The organism is Arthrobacter sp. Z4-13, assembly GCF_054792705.1.
In genome coordinates this window covers 1834095-1851693 of the sequence record NZ_CP096459.1, presented here as the reverse complement: position 1 = coordinate 1851693, position 17599 = coordinate 1834095, and the positions used below count along the sequence as shown (strand labels likewise).

Sequence of the window (17599 nt, the reverse complement as noted above, 5' to 3'; positions counted from 1 at the left end):
GTGAAACCTTATCGATCGTACGCGCCCTTGGCAGGAGGTCAAAACATCGGTGCCCTGAGGAATGCCGCGACAGCGTCCAGCTCGGCGGGCGAGATTCCGCGCCTGGGGTTCGGCGACACGGTGAGCAAACGCCGGCCCACGACCTCCGCCCAGGCCTGGGCCTCCGCCTCGAATGCGAGCTGGTCGTCCGCCCAGGCAACGGCGGCCGGTCCAGTCTCTTCCACATCGGCCTGGATGGCTCGAAGCTTCCACCATTCGGGTCCGCTTCCGGAACCTTCGGATGTCAGGAAGGGCCAGCGGCCGCCGTCCAGTCCGATGGCCGGACAAAGGTATCGCGGCGCCAGTTCCTCCCAACTGGTGAGCCAGACGCACCGCACCTCCGGCATTGCCGCCAGGCTGTTCAAGCCCCTCACGAGTTCAGGCGCGAACGCCACCGGCAACAGCCCTGCGTCGGCACGCCTCCAAAAGGTTCCCCAACCGCTGCGCCCTTCGGGACCGAAAGGACAAATAACGCCGTCGACGTCCAGGTATAGCGTGCGGACGGCCACAGCGTCTCCCGGATGATCAGCCGTGGTGGGAGTCAGAGGGCCGGGCACCGCGGTCCAGCATGGGTGCGATCTTGTCCTCGAGGGCCGCCACCGTCACGTCGGGGAGGACGATGAGGCCGTCCAGTTCCCGGCGGGCACGCTTGTAGGCTGCCTGGCGTTCTGCCGGCGTGGCCGCCTGGTTTTCCGCGATTTTCAGCAACTGCCTGGCGGTGGCAAGCCGTTCCCGCTCGGGCCCGGTGAACTTGCTGTCCCTGATGCGCCTGGCTTCGCGTTCGGCGACATCCAGCGCCACACTGAAACCGTCGACGGCCTTGCGGTACGCCTCGAGGCGGGAGTGCGACGTTACGTCCGCCGCCGATGCCGGCCGCAGTCCATCGGCCTCCCTTTTTGCCCGAAGGAACGCCACCGTGAGGGGTTCCCGGACGTCTGTCATGAGCGGGAAGTCGATCAGCTTGCCCACGTCAAGTTCATAGTCCAGCCAGCGCTTGTTGGTGGCATCATGGGCGGCTATCAGTGACTCCACCTCCGCGACAGAGGCATGCTCAACCTCACGTGCCTGGTTCTTGAGCTTGTACAGCTCCACCTTCCGCTGGTGCCGGCGGTCACTGGCCTTGCGCCACGAGTTCGCCCAGTGACCGGCAAAGGCCAATGCGGGGAAAACGAGCCACCATTTATCGTCAAGGATCTCGAAGAGGGACTCCACGCATACATCGTCGCACTGCGTGGCGCCCCTTCTCAAGGAAGCACCGAGCAGCGGTTAGCCGGCTGTCTGGCCTGCTGCCTCCGGGTTGTTGACGTTGACCAGCCAGGCCACACCGAAACGGTCCGTGCACATCCCAAAGACGTCTCCCCATGGTGCCTGCTCCATGGGGACTGTGACGGTGCCGCCGTTGCCGCTGAGCTTTTCGTAATAGCCTCGAAGCTCCGATTCGTCATCCCCGCTGAGCGAGATGGAGATGGACGACCCTCCGCTGAGCTCCATGCCGTTGGGCGTGTCCGCTCCCATCAGCACCAGGCCCTGGGTGGTTGTCAGCATGCCATGCATTATTTTTTCCGCTTCCGCCGGGTCTTCGCTGGCCTGGAACTCCCCGAAGGTGCTGAGCGCCAGGTCACCGCCGAAAACCGACTGGTAGAAGTTCATGGCTTCGCGGGCGTTGTCACGGAAGCCAAGGTACGGGTTAAGGGTGGTGGGCATGGCTGGATCTCCTTGAGTTGTACTGAAAGGGATGGAACCAGACAACATCCTGCCCCAAGTGACTGCCCTCGTGATAGGGGCAGCTGCCCCCATTGGCTGCTTTGGTACTCCCCGGCCGCCAATGCGTGCGGCGGCGGAGCGGGGAACGTAGGCTCGGGTGCATGGCCAGATACTTTGACGTTCATCCGCAGGATCCCCAGCCCCGTGCCATTACCCAGGCAGTGCGTATAGTGCACGACGGCGGGCTGATCGCCTACCCGACCGACTCCTGCTATGCGCTGGGGGCACAGTTGGGGAACAAGGACGCGCTGGACCGGATCAGGGCGATCCGTCGGCTGGACGACAAGCACCACTTCACGCTGGTCTGCCGGGATTTCGCCCAACTGGGGCAGTTCGTGAACATTGGAAACGACGTCTTCCGCAGCATCAAGTCCGTGACTCCGGGGAGCTACACCTTTATCCTGCCGGCCACCAAAGAGGTTCCGCGGCGCCTGCTGCACCCCAAGAAAAAAACTGTGGGCGTCAGGATCCCGGACAACCGTGTGGTGCAGGCGCTGCTGGCCGAGCTCGGCGAGCCGCTGCTATCAAGCACCCTGCTGATGCCGGATGAGGAGGACCCGCTGACCCAGGGCTGGGAAATCAAGGAGCGGCTGGACCACCAGGTGGATGCCGTCATCGACGCCGGCGACTGTGGCTCCGAGCCCACCACGGTGGTGGACTTTTCCAGCGGAGTGGCCGAGGTGGTCCGAAGCGGGACGGGTGACCCGTCCCGCTTCGAATAGTCCGCTAATCCTGCCGCTGGTCCGCTAATCCTGCTTCCGGGCGCGGCTGGGCTGCACCCGCGGCGGCTCGCCCGGCATCTTGGGGTAGTCCGGCGGGAACGGCATCTCCTCGAGGCCGTCCTTGAGGTCCCGGTCCCACCACTCCAAAAGGGTGTCGATGGTTCCAGGGTTGCTGTGCATGCCCGCCCAGGGGTCCCCCACGGTTTTGAGCCGGTCCGGGACGGTGAGGACGGTGAAGTTCTTCGGATCCGCAGTCTCCAGCTCATCCCAACTGATGGGGCAGGACACCGAGGCGTGGGGCAGCGCCCGGGGGCTGTAGGCGCCGGCGATAGTGCGGTCGCGGTTGGCCTGGTTGAAGTCCAAGAAGATCTTCTTTCCCCGTTCTTCCTTCCACCATGCGGTAGTGACTTTCTCCGGCATCCTCCGCTCCACTTCCCGGGCGGCCGCAATCACGGCATGCCGCACATCAAGGAACTCGCGGGTGGGCTCGATGGGCGCGTATACATGCAGTCCCCTGTTGCCTGAGGTCTTGATGAAGCAGGTGAGCCCGGCCTCGGCCAGGACCTCCTTCAGCACCAGCGCTGCCGGGACGGCATCATCGAAGTCAGTGCCCGGCTGCGGATCCAGGTCGATGCGCAACTGGTCCGGGTTGTCGGTGTTCGCGGTCCTCGAGGGCCAGGGATGGAACACGATGGTGTTCATCTGGACTGCCCAGATGGCGGCGGCGGGCTCGTCCAGGACCAGCATCGGATGGGAACGCGCGCTCGGAAAGACCACCTTCATGGTCCGGATGAACTCGGGGGCCCCTTTGGGCGGGTTTTTGGAAAAGAACATCTCCCCGTCAACGTTGTCCTTGTACCTCTGCAGCGCCAGCGGCCTGTCGCCGTTCGCGCTGATAAACGCCTCGCCTACGTCGGCGAAATAGCGGGCGAGGTCGAGTTTTGTGATTCCCAGATCGGGCCAGAGCACCCTGCTTGGACTGGAAATGCGCATCTCGCGCTCGCCGCGGGGGCCTGGAACTGTGATGGTGGTCTGTTCACTCGCCATGGGGACAACGTACACCCCGGCCACGGACCGCGGACCGATTTTGGGGTTCCGGGTCCGGCATGATGGAGGCATGCCCGTCTCAGAAGTGCCCCTGACCCTCGCCGTGGGCGGCGTTAGTGTCACCGCCGCGTACGCCCGCCCTGATAATCCGTCCGCAACCGTGGTGGTGGCCCACGGAGCCGGTGCCGGTATGGAGCACCCGTTCCTCCGCGGGTTCACGGCTGCGCTTAATGCGCTGCGAACAGCCACGCTGCGGTTCAACTTTCCCTACCGGGAAGCAGGCCGGAAATTCCCCGATCGGCCGCCCGTTGCCATCGCCACGTGGCGTGCTGCCATGGCCGCGGCGGCGGAGCAGGCAACAGCCCATAACGATGCCGGCCCGCTCTGGGCAGCAGGCAAGTCCTTTGGCGGGCGGATGGCATCCATGGCGGTGGCCGAGGGGATGGAAGCCGCCGGGCTGGTGTACCTGGGCTATCCCCTGCATCCGCCGGGCAAACCGGACAAGCTGCGGGACCAGCACCTGTACGGGCTCACGACGCCCATGTTGTTCCTGCAGGGCAGCCGGGATACTTTCGCCACAGCGGAGATCCTGACGGACGTGGTGTCACGGGTCGGGACCAACGCTGTTCTTCAGTGGATGGAGGGTGGCGACCACTCTTTTGGTGTCGCCGGCCTGAAGCGCTCTGCTGGCGAGGTGGGTGGTTCCCTCGCCGCGCCGGTGGCTGCCTTTATCCGCGACCACTCCTGAGACCGGCCGCGGCGTAGGTGGAGAGCGGCAGGATCAGGCTGCTGGACGGCCGCTAGGCGGCGTCGTCCTGCCACCAGCCTTCCCAGGCGGCGGAGCTCAACTGTCCTTGGGAGGAATCGGACTGTCCGTCGCCACCGCTGTGGGATCGGCCGTCATCATTCCGCCGGCCGTCGAGCAAGAGGTTGAGGCTGGTGAGGAGAAACATCTGCACGTCCTTAGGGTCGAGGTGTGGACAACGTCGTCCAGGTGAAAACGAGCCTAGCCACTGGATGTTTCAGTCCATCGACGCGAGGTTTCAACTGTGTATCGGACATCTCACGCTGCCTTTCCTGCTGCTGAAGTCCTCCCCTTGTTCCGCTATTTCCTCCGCTTGACGTGTGCGGTTGGCGGAGCCGTCCAGGGATCCTCGGGCCAGGGATGCTTGGGGTAGCGGCCCCGCATTTCGGCCCGGACCTGTGAATAAGGGCCGGACCAGAACGATGCCAGATCGTCCGTGACCGCAAGCGGACGCCGGGCCGGTGACAGCAGGTGGAAGAGGACCGGTACCCGGCCGCCGAGCAGCCGCGGCGTCTCGGCCCATCCGAAGCACTCCTGCAGCTTGACGGCCACCACGGGCCGGGCAGTGTCGTCTGCAACATCAGGGTACTCAATCCGGATCCGCGATCCGCTTGGCACCTCGAGCCACTCCGGGACGAGGTCATCGAGCCTGGCGGCCTCGGGCCAGGGCAGCAACCGGCGCAACGGGTCGCCGAGGTCGATGCCGCGTGCGGCCGCTCCGCCGGCGAGGGCCTCCAGCTCCGGTCCCAGCCAGTCCTCCAGCCGCAGCAGCAGCGCATGGTCTGAGACGTCCGGCCAGGGCGCACCCAGCCCGCGGTGCAGGAAAGCGAGACGGCGGCGCAAAGCGTCGGCCGCCGTCGACCAGCCAACGACGCCAAGGCCTGCTTGGTGGATGGCTTCCGCTACCGCCACTCGTCCCTCGGCGGGTGACGGGCGGACCGGTGTGGACGCCAGGACGATCGCCCCGAGCCGGCGCACCCTCCGGGCGGAAACGCGGCCCGCCGTGAATTGTGCCTCGACGGCATCCGCCAGGAGATGCGACGCGGCAGCCTCAGCCAGTTCGGGTGCGAGCGGAGCCGCTGAGCGGATAACCGCGCCCGTTCCGGCAGCGTCCCTCCCATCGGCGCGGGTAACTTCCGCCACCGCCAGCCACTCTTGGCCGGACATTGGGCTGCCGGCGGGCAGCCCGGCGCGGGTCCCCGAGGACAGAAGGTAGCGGTTTGGGTTGTCGCCGTCCACCCTGCGTGCCACCCGGTCAGGGAAGGCCAGTGCGACGACGGCACCCACCACTGCCGAGCCGGTAACCTCCGCAGGCGGTTCGGGCGCAGCAGGCAACGCGGCCTGCTTCGCAAGGGCTGCCAGGCGGCGGGATTCCTCCGCCCAGCGGCGGGCTTCCGGACCTGTTTCGTTCCGCAACCGGGACAGCAGGCGGGTCAGGTCAGCCCCGGGAGCGCGGTGATCCCCCGCTACCAGCGCCACTGCTTCGGCAGCGGGCACGTGACCCGCGAATGCCGCCCCGTCAAGCAGGGCCCGGGCCAGCCGGGGGTCAGCCGGAATGGTCACCAGGAGCCTTCCCGTGCCGGTGGCCTGACCGTCATCTGCCACGGCGCCAAGTTCGCGCAGGACCTCCATGGCGTCGTCCATGGCCTGCTGCGGCGGCTGGTCGGGCAGCGGAAGTCCCTCTCCGCGCGGGGAGCCCCACGATGACAGGAGCAGGGCGGCCCCGGTCAGATCCGCCACTTTGATTTCCGGCGTTACATGCGCCGGGGCAGCACCAAACGCCTGCTGGTCGTAGCAGCGGACCACCCGCCCTGGACCCTGCCGGGCTGCGCGCCCGGCGCGCTGGTCTGCAGAGGCACGGGAGCAGGAGACGGTGACGAGGCCGCTCATGCCCCTGCCGGCGTCGCGCCGCGGTTCCCGGGTCAGGCCGGAATCGATGACCAGCCGGACCCCTGGGACAGTAAGGGAGGACTCAGCAAGATCGGTTGAAACGATGATCCTGGCCCTGCCGCCGGGGACGCGGCCCGAAACTGCACGGTCCTGTTCAGCCGGGCCCACCTGGCCATGGAGCTCCAGGACGTCGACGTCCGGCCCCAGCCGGCTGCGAAGCCCCTCCGCCACGCGGGAGACCTCCCGCGCGCCGGGGACGAAGACCAGGGCATCGATGGAGCTGTCTGCGCTTAACGCCTGCATGAGTTCCTCCGCGGCTGTCGCGGCAAGGTAGTCGAGGTAGGCGGATGTAACTCCCCTGCCGTCCAGGCGCGGTCCCGCAGCAGGCCGCCACTCCGTCTTCAGGGGGTGGAGCACCGAGGGACAGTCCACTACGGGAGCGGGGGTTCCGTCGTCGCTGGTCGCAAGCAATGCAGCGAACCGGGGTGCGTCCAGGGTTGCGGACATGGCGACGACCGTGAGGTCCCCGCGCAACTGCCTCACTTCGGCGAGCATGCCGACGAGCAGGTCGGTCTCAAGCCCGCGTTCGTGGACCTCGTCCAAAACCACCGCTGCCACCCCGTCGAGGCCGGGGTCGGTCAGCAGGCGGCGCAGCAGGATGCCGGGCGTCACGAACTCGACGAGCGTTTCGGAACTGGCCTGCCGCTCTCCGCGCACTGTGTAGCCCACCCGGCTGCCCAACCGGCTGCCGTCCAGGGCCGAGAGCCGGCGCGCGGCCGCACGGGCAGCGACCCGGCGCGGCTGGGTGACGACCACGCGGCCGGTACCGAGCGCAGGCAGGTTCGCGAGCTGTGGCGGAACAAGGGTGGTTTTACCGGTTCCGGGCGGAGCCTGCACCACCGCCGCGCGCGGGCCGTCGCCGCTGCCATCGCCGGCGAGGACTTCCGCCAGCGCGCGCGCCGAGTTGGCGAAGGCAAGGCCTGCGCCTATAGCATCCATGTCGAAGGGTCGGCCGGCGGTTGGCTGCTGCCTGCCAGGGAAAGTCATCCGTCCATTGTGCCCGGAAGTTCGCCTAGGGCTTTCCCTGCCCTTTTCCCTTGCCCTTGGCTTCCTTCGCAGGTTTGGGCACGACCGGTTCCGCCTGGACGGGGGCAAGAGCGGGCGCCGGGGCCTGAACGACGACGGGCTGCCGGGGTTCAACCTGGACTGGCTGCTGCGCCTGGGCGGGTTCGGGAGCCGCGGAGGTATCAGCGGTGCGCGGCGTTGGAGCCACGGCAGCCGACACCGCTGCGATCCGGCCGGTGATGTCCGCACGGACCGACTCCACGGCTGCCTCAATTCCGCGGTATCTGGACAACGAGATCTGGCCCTGGCCGGCGGCGTCGTTCAGATCCTTCTCCAGCGCGTCCAGCGCAGCCAGGGCGCCATCCAGCCGATTTTCAGCTGCAGCCTGGCTTATGGTCAGCACCCTCACTTGCAGTCCCCGGAGCGTGCCTTCGTCCGAATCCTTAGGCAGCAAATGTGGCGTGGCGGCAAACAGGGCCGCGGCAAGGCCAGCCACTGCCACCAGCGCCGCGGCCGCCCGCCAGGCGCGAAGGCGCTTCGGGCGCGCCCTGCCGTCGTTGCCCTGATGCAGCGGCTGGCGTTCAGGCCGCATGCCTGTCCCCCAGCGGTGCCATTGCCGGCTGCCTGGCAGGCAGCACGGTGATAGTGGCCATGGATGCAGGTGCCTGTACGGCGCCCACTTTCTCTCTGCCCGCGGAACGGCCGGCCATAAGCCGCCTGGCTGCGATCCGCAGCAGGATGGCGATTGAATGGCCGAGGCCCAGCCCCAGCAGCACATGGCCCGCAAGATACTGGCCCCCGTTTCCGGCAGCAAAAGGGGCACTTAGAGCCGCGGCTGCTCCGGCAATGGTAATTGCCAGCGCCGAGGCGGCAGCAATGACTGTGCCCATGGCCCTACTCCTGTCCTCAATTAATCAGCAAGCTTACTAGTATTGATCAGCAAGCTTACTACCTACTCGCGGCCTGGCAAGAACTCCGCCTCCTGCGAATCCCGCCGGGAGTTGCCGCTGCACTGCTATGGACACCGATAATCAGCAGGCTTAGCATTTTTCAATCGGTTGGTTCTTCGGTCCTTTGAACCACGAGCGACTCCCCGAAGGGCTATCCGAACAGGCCGCAGACACGGCACGGCATCTTTGATGAAGGAGACCATCATGGCTACAGCGCGGGAGATCATGACCGGGGGCGTGGAGTGTGTGGGCGAGAATGAGACGCTCGAGGCAGCAGCACGGAAAATGAAGGAGCTCGACGTAGGCTCACTGCCGATCTGCGGCGAGGACAACCGCCTCAAGGGCATGCTCACTGACCGTGACATCGTCGTTAAATGCGTAGCTGCGGGCGGGGACCCGAGTACGGCTACGGCCGGCGAATTCGGCGAAGGCAAGCCCGTCACCATCGGCGCTGACGATTCGATCGAAGAAGCCATCCGGACCATGCAGGACCATCAGGTGCGCAGGCTGCCCGTGATTGACGGACACGACCTGGTGGGGGTTGTGAGCCAGGCGGACATCGCCCGCAACTACCCTGAGGATCGCGTCGGCGAACTCGTGGCCTTCATTTCATACTGATCCCCTGGTGAATGGCGCTGCACCGCGGCGCCACCCGCAGGGCCGCAGGCTCAGCTGGCCGCCTCCAGGAGGCGGCCAGCCGGAGCAATCCCGGCATACTTGCCCTTGAAAAACAGCAGCGGCCCGGCGTCCTGCTTCGCACTCAAATGCCTCACGGCGGCCACCACTATGGTGTGGTCACCGCCGTCGTACTCCGCATGGAGTTCGCAGTCGAACCAGGCAAGGGCATCGTCAAGGACGGGGTTGCCCAGCGGCGAGGCTGAGTAGGCGACGCCGGCAAACTTTTCCGTTCCCGATCTGGCGAACTGCGCCGCGAGATGCTGGTGCCCTGCCGGGAGGACGTTGATAGCAAAGGACCCCGCCTGCCGCAGCGCGGGCCATGTGCTGGACGTTCTGGCCGGGCTGAAGGTCACGAGTGCAGGTTCGAGGGACAACGATGCGAACGACTGGCAGGTAAACCCCGCCGCCCCCTTCCCGGTGGCGCTGGTGATCACCGTCAAACCGGTGGCGAAGGTTCCGAAAATGTCGCGAAGCCGGCGGGGAGCAAGATCTGATGTGGCTGTCATGGATGGCCCTCTCGTTGGATCGTTACCTCACCAAACCATCGGCCCCTCCTCGTATTCAACCGCTGTGAAATGTACCGACTCGGACCGAAACGGAGGGTCATGCCGGTACATCCGCCGTAATGGGGCAGGTGTGCCTTTCCGCAGCCGGGCCAAAATCTTTTTGGAAACTTTCCATGCATGTGCATCCAGATGACCTTCACTGCCGGTAGTAGGGGTGTAAGCAAAAACCGCCCGCCCAGCGGGCCGTAGAAGGAGTAATCATGCGCACCAGCATTTTCACATCAGGAGCAGTGGCAATCGCGGCAGCACTGGCTTTCGCCGGCCCGGCCCAGGCCGCGGAGGGAGACGCCCACCTGTCAGTCCTGCATGGCGTCCCGGGTCTGACAGTGGACGTCTGGGTCAACGGTGAAAGGACCTTGGACGACTTCGCTCCGGGCACCCTCGCCGGCCCGCTGGCACTTCCGGCCGGAGACTATGCCCTTGCCATCACCGCCGCCGATGCAGCAGACGCAACGGCTGCCGTCATCGGCCCCGTCAACGTGACCCTCGCCGCCAACGGCAACTACACGGCGGTGGCCAACCTTGACGCAGCCGGCAAGCCCACCGCAAACCTCTTCACCAACGACGTCTCGCAGATTGAACCAGGAAAGGGAAAACTGACCGTACGGCATACCGCCGCCGCTCCCGCCGTCGACGTCCTGGCCGCCGGTTCCGCCGTCATCTCCAACCTGGCCAATCCGAACGAGCAGACGCTGACCCTGGATCCCGGCACTGTACCGGCAGCTGTGGCAGCGGCCGGAACTACCCAGCCCGTGATCGGCCCCGCTGACGTGACGGTTGCCGAAGGCACGCACACCATCGTGTACGCCTGGGGCAGCCTGACTGACCAGAACCTGCAGCTCGCCGTGCAGACCATCGAGGGCCTGCACTCAGCCCCGGGAGCTGTTCCGGGCGGACGTTCGGGTGCCGCTGACGAGGGTGCAGCGGGCCAGGCCATGGTTGTCGCCGGCTTCGGAGCTGCAGGCATCGCACTTCTGCTGGGCGCGGTGGCGGCTTATCGCTCGGTGTCCCTGCGCAGGGCGGGCTAAGCGCACCCCCAGGGTGACCAGCCCCCGGCTCTGACATCCCGGCCGACCGGCATTCCCTCCGGTCGGCCGGGCTCGCCACGCCCACCCCACGTGTCAAAGAGCGAAGCGGCCGCGGAGCTCCAGCCGACTCGAATGAGGAGATTGACCCATGAGAAGCACGACGGCGCAGCAACCGTCCCAAGGTTCCCCCGAATTTGCGGACCCGGCAACCAGGCGGGTGGCCGCCAAGGCAGGCACGGCCACAGCCGCCGTTGTCCTTGCCGCGGTGGCCCTGCTGTCAGGCTGCGGCACGCCGGCGCCACCATCGCCGGGAGCTGCCTCACCCGCCGCAACGTCCGGGGCCGCCGCCTCCCCTGCAGCTTCATCTGCGCCCTCAGGCGCACCCGCCGCCCTGCCCGACGTGCCAGTCCGCCAGGCCACCCCCGTTCCGGCCGCTCCCCGGGAACCTGCACCACGTTTCCTCACCGTCGAGGGCACCACCATCAGCATGGACATCGTTGACGTCAGCGTCTCTCCGGACGGTGCCATGGAGATTCCCGAGGCCTTCGACCAGGCCGGCTGGTACCGGCATGGGCCAGCACCCGGTGCAGCGGCAGGGACAGCCGTCGTGGCGGGCCATGTGGACACCACCTCGGACCTGGCTCCCCTCTCCCAGTTGAAGGGCCTCGCCGCGGGCACGCGCGTCACGATAGAGCGTCAGGGCGCACCGGCACTGAACTACCGCGTGCGCTCCGTTGAGTTGATGGCCAAGGACCAGTTCGACGGCGGTTCCCTCTTCCGCCGTGACGGGCCGCACCAGCTCAAGCTCGTGACCTGCGGAGGCCGTTGGCTGGACGGGAAACAGGACTACAGTGACAATGTCATTGTCACTGCGGAACTGGAATGAGCCGCTACGCAGCCCTGACACTCAACGCCGAGGAGGGGAAGGAGGCCGGTTTGGCACCTTCTGGCCAGGCGCCTTCCGGCGATGAGCAGCGCGAAGGCAGGGCCACGTCCCGGCAGTCGGCCCTTGGCGGCTGGAATCCGCAGCTTGACCACTCCTTCTCCGCCGGCGACGAAACTGCGCTCGCCGAAGCCTACCGCCGGTTCTCTCCCCTGGTGTACACCCTGGCACTCCGGGCACTAAGGAACCGCAGCGCAGCCGATGACGTCACACAGGAAGTCTTTATCCGCGTCTGGAGGTCACGGTCAACGTTCGACCCGCGCAAGGCGGAACTGCCGGCGTGGATTGTGGGCATCACGCGGAACGCCGTCACCGATGCCTTGAGCGCGTCCGCCCGGGAAAACCGCAAAGTGCTCGCGGCCGCTGAACTTCAGCCCGGGGCCGAGGAGGCAGCAGCCTCCGCGTCCGCCGAAGTCCTGGCCGACCGGTTACTGCTGGACGGGGAGCTTGACCGGCTCGGCGAACCCCAGGGCTCCATCATGCGCCTCGCCTTTTACGACGACCTGACCCATGACCAGATTTCACGGCGACTGGACCTTCCCCTTGGTACGGTCAAGAGTCACATCCGCCGCAGCCTTAGCCACCTGAGACACAGATTGGAGGTGGATCATGCAGCACCTTGACCCCGAAGTCCTGAGCCTTCTCGCACTGGACGAGCCGGTGGACGCCGGCAGCACCGACCACCTCCGTTCCTGCCAGGAATGCGCAGCCGAGTACGCCGCACTCCGCCGGGCCGTCAACGCCCTCCGGACTCCCCCCGATGCCGGCCCCCTGGAGAGTCCGGGCGTGAACGTGTGGGAGGGAATCCACCGGACGCTGGGACTTTCCGAAGCCGTTTCGGCGGACCCGCTTGGCCCCGCCCGGGCCGGGGAAACGCACGGTGCGGAACCGGAGCCCGTCAAAACCCGCAGCAACGTAACCTGGCTCCGGCGGCCGGCCACGTGGCTGGCAGCAGCAGCGGCGGCCGTCGTGATCACTGCCGGGGTTGTTGTCGCCGTCAACCAGACGGTGGCCCCGGTTCCGCTCGCCGCTGCCCGCCTGGAACCGCTGGGCCAGTTCTCCGCCACGGGATCAGCCACCGTGACGGAAACCAGCGACGGTTCGCGGACCATTGACGTGGAGCTGGACAAGGCGGAGGCCCGGGGTTACCAGGAGGTCTGGCTCATTGCCCCGGACCTTTCCCGGCTTGTCAGCCTCGGGATCATGAATTCGTCGTCCGGCCGCTTTGACGTGCCGGCAGGACTGGATCTCTCCGGCTACCCCATCGTCGACATCTCCGATGAACCGCTCGACGGCAATCCGGCGCACTCCAGTGTCAGCATTGTCAGGGGCACCCTCAGCTCCTGACCATGGCGCCCACGCCCTGGAGCGGGTACAACTTATTCATGACATCGCCCCTGGTGCTCGGCCCGATGATGCGGTACGTGGATGAAAACTCGGCGAGCATCTGGGTGGAGACGCGCAGCGCTGCGCACGTCACGGTCAACGCCGGCGGGAAGCGCTGGGCTGCCCGTACTTTCGGTGTTCACGGCCATCACTACGCACTGGTGGAGGTGACCGGGCTGGAGCCGGGTACCGTCACCCCCTACAGTCTCGAAGTTGACGGCACCCAGGTGTGGCCTGATCCCGAATCCGACCTTCCGCGGTCGAAAATTTCAACTCTGGCACCCGGCAGGCCCCTTCGGCTGGCCTTCGGCTCCTGCCGCACCAGCGTCCCGCATGATGCCTCCGGGAACCGGAGCCACGGCGTGGACTCCCTGCGCGCCTATGCGCTGCGGATGGCATCCGACGACGGCACGGCCTGGCCCGATCTGGTGGCCTTCCTCGGTGACCAGGTGTACGCGGACTCAACCAGCAAGCAGATGCAGGAGTTCATCCGCTCCCGGCGGGACATCGACGAGCCGCCAGGGAAGGAACTTAAGGACTACGAGGAGTACGCCCACCTTTACAATCTCGCGTGGTCCGATCCCACGAACCGGTGGCTGTTGTCTACACTGCCCAGCACCATGATCTTCGATGACCACGACATCCGGGATGACTGGAACTCCTCCCAAACGTGGAAGCAGGAAATGGCGGCCACCCCGTGGTGGCAGGAGCGGGTAGTTTCGGGGCTGGCTTCATACTGGGTCTACCAGCACCTGGGGAACCTTTCCCCGCAGGAGCGTGCGGAGGACGCACTGTGGCAGCGGGTGGTCCGGCATACCGGCGGCGACGAGCTGGACGTAAGTGCCGAGCTGGACCAACTTATGGAACGTGCCGATGCCAACCCGGAGTCCTACCGGTGGAGCCTCTGCCGGGACTTTGGTGACACCAGGCTGATTGTGCTGGACTCACGTGCAGCGCGTAATCTCGCTCCTGACCGGCGAGCGCTGCTGGACGACTCGGAAATGGCCTGGCTTGACGGCTGCATGCGGGGCGGTTTCCGCCACCTGCTCATTGCCACGTCGCTGCCGTTCCTCCTGCCCATGGGATTGCATTATGTAGAGTCCTGGAACGAAGCCATTGCCGAGGGCATCTGGGGAACGCTCCCCGCCAAGGCAGCAGAGAAATTGCGCCAGGCTTTGGATCTTGAACACTGGGCCGCGTTTCAGACGAGCTTTCAGCGTGTGGCCGCCATGGCCGCCGAGGTGGCCGACGGCCAACGCGGGAGCGCTCCGGACACGGTGATGTTCCTGTCCGGGGACGTACATTTTTCCTACGTCTCGGAAGTGCAGCGGGCAGCGGGAAGCCGGATTGTCCAAACGGTTTGCTCTCCCATCCGTAACCCGCTGCCGCGGCTGATGCGGTTTGTCACGGGCCTTTCGTCCTACGGGCTCTCGGCTTCCCTGGGTGCTTTGGCGGCGCGCGCCGTAAAGGTTCCGGACCCGCCCTTCCGGTGGAAAGGCATTAAGGGCCCCTGGTTCGACAACAACCTGGCATGCCTGGAAGTCACACCCCAAGGCCTGAACCTCTGGTGGCAGAAAGGTGTGGTGGAAGGCGGTGACAACTTCCACCCGCGGCTGGAGCGTGTCGCTTCGCTCACCATCGCTCCCCGCAACATCACTCCCAGGAGTGTGGAGCAGCACGCGCCCTAACCACGCTGGAGCGCCAGGATCACCTGCCGGCCCCGGCAGCGGCCATGTTGCCGGGGACGGGATCATGCCGGACGTACTGGCGGCTGAACGTTCCGGTGCCCGCTGTCAGGGCGCGAAGTTCCACCGCGTACTTCAGGAGTTCCTGGTCCGGCACTTCCGCGGTGATTTCGGTCCGGTCCCCGCCGGAGGAGGTGGTGCCTGTCAGCCGGCCGCGGCGCCCCGAAAGGTCGCTCATGACCGTCCCCACGTGCTCGTCCGGGACGCTGATCGCCACCGACGAGACAGGCTCGAGCAGCTGGATTTTGCCCGCCGCTGCCGCTTCCCGCAAGGCAAGGGCACCGGCGGCCTGGAAGGCCGCGTCCGAGGAGTCGACGCTGTGTGCCTTGCCGCCCACTACAGTCACGCGCACGTCCACCACCGGGAACCCGGAAGCAACGCCCTTCTGCATCTGCGCACGCACGCCCTTCTCCACAGAAGAAATGTACGTTCCGGGGATCACTCCGCCCACTGTTTTGTCGATGAATTCGAAGCCGGTGCCCCGGGGCAGGGGCTCCACTTCGATGTCGCAGACGGCATACTGGCCGTGGCCGCCGGATTGTTTGACGTGGCGCCCGTGCCCGGCGGCGCGGGTTGAAAAGGTTTCCCGCAGCGGCGTCACGACGTCGACGGTGTGCAGCTTGACGCCCTGGTCCCTGAGCCGGTCCAGCACCACTTCGGCGTGGGCCTCTCCCATGCACCAGAGGATCAGCTGGTGGGTTTCGGCATTCCGTTCCACCCGTAGTGTGGGATCGCCGGCCGCTACCTTGCCCAGGCTGCGGGCAAGCGCATCCTCGTCGCCGTGGGAATCGGCTTCGATGGCCACCGGCATCAGCGGCTCCGGCATCTCCCAGGTGGCCAGCAGCAATGGCTGGTCCTTGGCCGAGATAGTGTCTCCGGTCTCGGCGCTGCCCAATTTGGCTACCGCGGCGATGTCGCCGGCAATACAAAAGGGCACAGGCCGAAGCGTGGCTCCGAGCGGCGAGTAGAGGTGTGTGAGGCGCTCATCGGTGTCGTGGTCCTGGTGACCGCGGTCCGCCAACCCGTGTCCGCTCACGTGTACCGGGGTGTCCCCACGCAGGGTTCCGGAGAACACCCGAACCAGGCAGACGCGGCCCAGGAAGGGGTCCACGGTAGTGCGGACCACTTCGGCAGCGAGCGGCCCCTCCGGGTTGCAGTCAAGGGCACGGACGGGCGCTTCGTTGAGGTCGGTCGCCCGCGGCAGGGTGCGCTCCGGCGGCGAGGGAAACGCCTTGGTAAGCAGCTCCAGCAGTTCCGCCGTGCCCAGCCCGGTAAGCGCCGAGGCTGGCACGGCCGGGAAGAAGGAGCCGCGGGCGACTGCGGTTTCCAGGTCTGCAATGAGGACGCCGGCGTCGATGTCCTCGCCCCCAAGGTAACGCTCCATCAGCGTTTCGTCCTCGCTTTCCGCGATGATCCCCTCGATCAGCTCGGCGCGCGCAGCGTCCGCTGCCGCGATCTCGCGTGGCTCCCCGGGACGTGGCGTGGCACCGGGGGTGTCCGGCAAATACTCAAAGACGGTCCCGGACAGCAGGCCGAGGAGACCGGTGACGTCCCCGTCGGTCCTGGCCGGGACGTACAACGGAAGTACTGTGTCGCCGAACGCCGCGCGGCAGGCCGCCAGGACGCCGTCGTAATCAGCCCGGGGATGGTCGAGCCGGGTGATGACCACCGCGCGGGGCATTCCCAGATACTGGCACTCCTGCCAGATGGCAGTGGTGCCCGCATCCACGCCGTCAACGGCGGAGACAGCAAAAAGGACGGCATCGGCGGCGCGAAGGCCTGCGCGGAGCTCGCCGATAAAGTCAGGGTAACCGGGAGTATCGAGGAGGTTGACCTTCATTCCTGCTACCGGCAGCGGGACTACTGACAAAGCCACGGAGCGTTGCTGGTGAATGGCTGCGGGATCGGAATCGCTGACGGTGGTGCCATCTACCACCGAGCCCTTCCGGGTGATCATCCCGTTGGCCTCAAGCAGTGCCTCCACGAGGGTGGTCTTGCCGGCACCGGAGCGGCCGACGAGTGCCACATTCCTGACCATGGCAGGGTCCCGCGGCGACATCCCGGCAGAGCCGCTGCCGGGGCGCCCGTCCGGTCCGCCCCGTCCTGCAGTGCCTGTTGCGTCCTTGGTACCTTTGACCGACATCGGAACCTCCTGGCGTCTTTGCCTGGTTGTTGTCTATTTTTCGCGTGCCTTGCGGGTGGCGGCGCCGTTCGCCTTTTGCAGCGCTTTGACGAGTTCGTCCTTGTCCATTTTTGAGCGGCCGGCGATATCCAGATCGCGGGCACGCTCCAGCAGGTGTTTCTTCGAGGCGTTTGCGTCTACACCGCCGGCGGTGGGCGCGGCTGCGTCGGGTCCCTTTTCCGCCCGTTCATCGGAAGGCCCGCGCTTCTCCTTGGGCTCCCAGTGGTCCCCCACCTTTTCGTAGCTGTGCTTCAGGGACGCGAAGGCGGCCCGGGCGGCCCGGCTTTCGTCATTGTCGTAGGACTCCATGGCGGAATCGTAGGTTTTGGCGAACGTGTCCTGGGCTTTCCGGTCCGAGCGCTGCAGGGTTGAGGGAAGCTCGTCCTTGCGGGCATGGTGGTTCTTTCCGGTCTTCGGCATTGCACTCACCGCGCTTTCGTCAGCAGGCTGATCGTCCGGACACACCAAGCTTAGCCACGCCGTGGTTGGCTTGTCTGCTGGGGGCGCCGGCCGGGAATCCCCCCGTGCGGAAGGAACCATCAACCCAGCTCCGGCCACAGGTCGGGGTCGTAGCCGTAGAGGCGCAAACGGCGGGGTTCTTCGTCAGGGGCGGCAGCAGGGGTATCCGCCTGCTGTTCCGCATCCTCCGCACCGCCTGAGTCGTCGGTACCGTCTTGCTTCGCGTCCTCGTTGGCGCTGCTGCGCCTGTCCGGACCATCAGCCATGACACTCCAATCCCCCATTGGGGCGGCCCGGCTGCTTGAACCACTTAAGCCACCCTATCGGCAG

The 17599-nt window shown here is 66.4% G+C and carries 20 protein-coding genes; 8 read left to right on the top strand and 12 right to left on the bottom strand.

All coding sequences use genetic code 11. The features are described from left to right. Positions 1–38 precede the first annotated feature (38 nt). From M1E07_RS10245 to M1E07_RS10235, 3 genes are read right to left on the bottom strand one after another with little or no spacing between them, the layout of a single operon-like run. A complete protein-coding gene (locus tag M1E07_RS10245) occupies positions 39–548 on the bottom strand; it encodes an HAD domain-containing protein (RefSeq protein ID WP_461190100.1) in 510 nt (169 codons plus the stop codon). Between the two features lie 16 nt (positions 549–564). After that, positions 565–1251, bottom strand: coding sequence for a hypothetical protein (locus tag M1E07_RS10240; RefSeq protein ID WP_461190099.1), 687 nt, complete (start codon positions 1249–1251; stop codon positions 565–567). A gap of 54 nt (positions 1252–1305) precedes the next feature. Next, positions 1306–1743, bottom strand: a complete 438-nt coding sequence (locus M1E07_RS10235; protein ID WP_461190098.1) for a VOC family protein — start codon at positions 1741–1743, stop codon at positions 1306–1308. Between the two features lie 161 nt (positions 1744–1904). On the opposite strand from M1E07_RS10235, the gene M1E07_RS10230 reads away from it, so the two are divergent. Next, positions 1905–2525 carry an L-threonylcarbamoyladenylate synthase gene (locus tag M1E07_RS10230; protein WP_461190097.1) on the top strand — a complete coding sequence of 207 codons (621 nt, stop codon included), beginning with the start codon at positions 1905–1907 and terminating at the stop codon, positions 2523–2525. A 24-nt stretch (positions 2526–2549) separates the two neighbouring features. Here M1E07_RS10230 and ligD read toward each other — a convergent pair whose 3' ends face one another. Next, positions 2550–3572 (bottom strand): non-homologous end-joining DNA ligase, encoded by a 1023-nt coding sequence (gene ligD / locus M1E07_RS10225; protein ID WP_461190096.1) that lies wholly within the window; start codon positions 3570–3572, stop codon positions 2550–2552. 70 nt (positions 3573–3642) lie between these two features. Here ligD and M1E07_RS10220 point away from each other — a divergent pair, with 70 nt between their 5' ends. Continuing rightward, positions 3643–4320, top strand: coding sequence for an alpha/beta hydrolase family protein (locus tag M1E07_RS10220; protein ID WP_461190095.1), 678 nt, complete (start codon positions 3643–3645; stop codon positions 4318–4320). A gap of 52 nt (positions 4321–4372) precedes the next feature. Here M1E07_RS10220 and M1E07_RS10215 read toward each other — a convergent pair whose 3' ends face one another. The 4 genes from M1E07_RS10215 to M1E07_RS10200 all read right to left on the bottom strand — a co-directional run bounded on the left by M1E07_RS10215 (position 4373) and on the right by M1E07_RS10200 (position 8222). Continuing rightward, positions 4373–4525 (bottom strand): hypothetical protein, encoded by a 153-nt coding sequence (locus M1E07_RS10215; protein ID WP_461190094.1) that lies wholly within the window; start codon positions 4523–4525, stop codon positions 4373–4375. Between the two features lie 152 nt (positions 4526–4677). Continuing rightward, the gene (gene hrpB, locus M1E07_RS10210; RefSeq protein ID WP_461190093.1) at positions 4678–7314 is read right to left on the bottom strand and encodes an ATP-dependent helicase HrpB; all 2637 of its coding nucleotides are present in this window, start codon (positions 7312–7314) and stop codon (positions 4678–4680) included. Between the two features lie 25 nt (positions 7315–7339). Beyond that, entirely contained in the window at positions 7340–7924 is a 585-nt protein-coding gene (locus tag M1E07_RS10205; protein WP_461190092.1) for a hypothetical protein, read from the bottom strand. Then, positions 7914–8222, bottom strand: a complete 309-nt coding sequence (locus M1E07_RS10200) for a hypothetical protein (protein ID WP_461190091.1) — start codon at positions 8220–8222, stop codon at positions 7914–7916. The genes M1E07_RS10205 and M1E07_RS10200 overlap by 11 nt, the downstream gene beginning before the upstream one ends. A gap of 264 nt (positions 8223–8486) precedes the next feature. On the opposite strand from M1E07_RS10200, the gene M1E07_RS10195 reads away from it, so the two are divergent. Next, complete coding sequence (locus tag M1E07_RS10195) at positions 8487–8900, top strand: CBS domain-containing protein (RefSeq protein ID WP_461190090.1); 414 nt, start codon at positions 8487–8489, stop codon at positions 8898–8900. Between the two features lie 50 nt (positions 8901–8950). Here the strand turns inward: M1E07_RS10195 and M1E07_RS10190 are convergent, their stop codons facing one another. After that, positions 8951–9466 carry a flavin reductase family protein gene (locus M1E07_RS10190; RefSeq protein WP_461190089.1) on the bottom strand — a complete coding sequence of 172 codons (516 nt, stop codon included), beginning with the start codon at positions 9464–9466 and terminating at the stop codon, positions 8951–8953. A gap of 260 nt (positions 9467–9726) precedes the next feature. Here M1E07_RS10190 and M1E07_RS10185 point away from each other — a divergent pair, with 260 nt between their 5' ends. The 5 genes from M1E07_RS10185 (at position 9727) to M1E07_RS10165 (ending at position 14571) form a co-directional block, all read left to right on the top strand. Continuing rightward, the gene (locus tag M1E07_RS10185) at positions 9727–10554 is read left to right on the top strand and encodes a DUF4397 domain-containing protein (RefSeq protein ID WP_461190088.1); all 828 of its coding nucleotides are present in this window, start codon (positions 9727–9729) and stop codon (positions 10552–10554) included. Between the two features lie 148 nt (positions 10555–10702). After that, a complete protein-coding gene (locus M1E07_RS10180) occupies positions 10703–11440 on the top strand; it encodes a class F sortase (protein WP_461190087.1) in 738 nt (245 codons plus the stop codon). Then, positions 11437–12120 (top strand): RNA polymerase sigma factor, encoded by a 684-nt coding sequence (locus M1E07_RS10175; RefSeq protein ID WP_461190086.1) that lies wholly within the window; start codon positions 11437–11439, stop codon positions 12118–12120. Before M1E07_RS10180 ends, M1E07_RS10175 begins: the two co-directional genes overlap by 4 nt. After that, positions 12107–12844 (top strand): anti-sigma factor domain-containing protein, encoded by a 738-nt coding sequence (locus M1E07_RS10170; protein WP_461190085.1) that lies wholly within the window; start codon positions 12107–12109, stop codon positions 12842–12844. The genes M1E07_RS10175 and M1E07_RS10170 overlap by 14 nt, the downstream gene beginning before the upstream one ends. Before the next feature lie 38 nt (positions 12845–12882). Beyond that, positions 12883–14571 carry an alkaline phosphatase D family protein gene (locus M1E07_RS10165; protein WP_461190084.1) on the top strand — a complete coding sequence of 563 codons (1689 nt, stop codon included), beginning with the start codon at positions 12883–12885 and terminating at the stop codon, positions 14569–14571. Positions 14572–14590: 19 nt separating this feature from the next. On the opposite strand, the gene M1E07_RS10160 is transcribed toward M1E07_RS10165, so the two are convergent. From M1E07_RS10160 to M1E07_RS10150, 3 genes are all read right to left on the bottom strand, one after another. Next, the gene (locus M1E07_RS10160) at positions 14591–16771 is read right to left on the bottom strand and encodes an elongation factor G-like protein EF-G2 (RefSeq protein ID WP_461190083.1); all 2181 of its coding nucleotides are present in this window, start codon (positions 16769–16771) and stop codon (positions 14591–14593) included. Positions 16772–16804: 33 nt separating this feature from the next. Continuing rightward, positions 16805–17230 (bottom strand): ChaB family protein, encoded by a 426-nt coding sequence (locus M1E07_RS10155; protein WP_461190372.1) that lies wholly within the window; start codon positions 17228–17230, stop codon positions 16805–16807. 119 nt (positions 17231–17349) lie between these two features. Beyond that, entirely contained in the window at positions 17350–17535 is a 186-nt protein-coding gene (locus tag M1E07_RS10150; protein WP_461190082.1) for a hypothetical protein, read from the bottom strand. Positions 17536–17599: the final 64 nt, after the last annotated feature.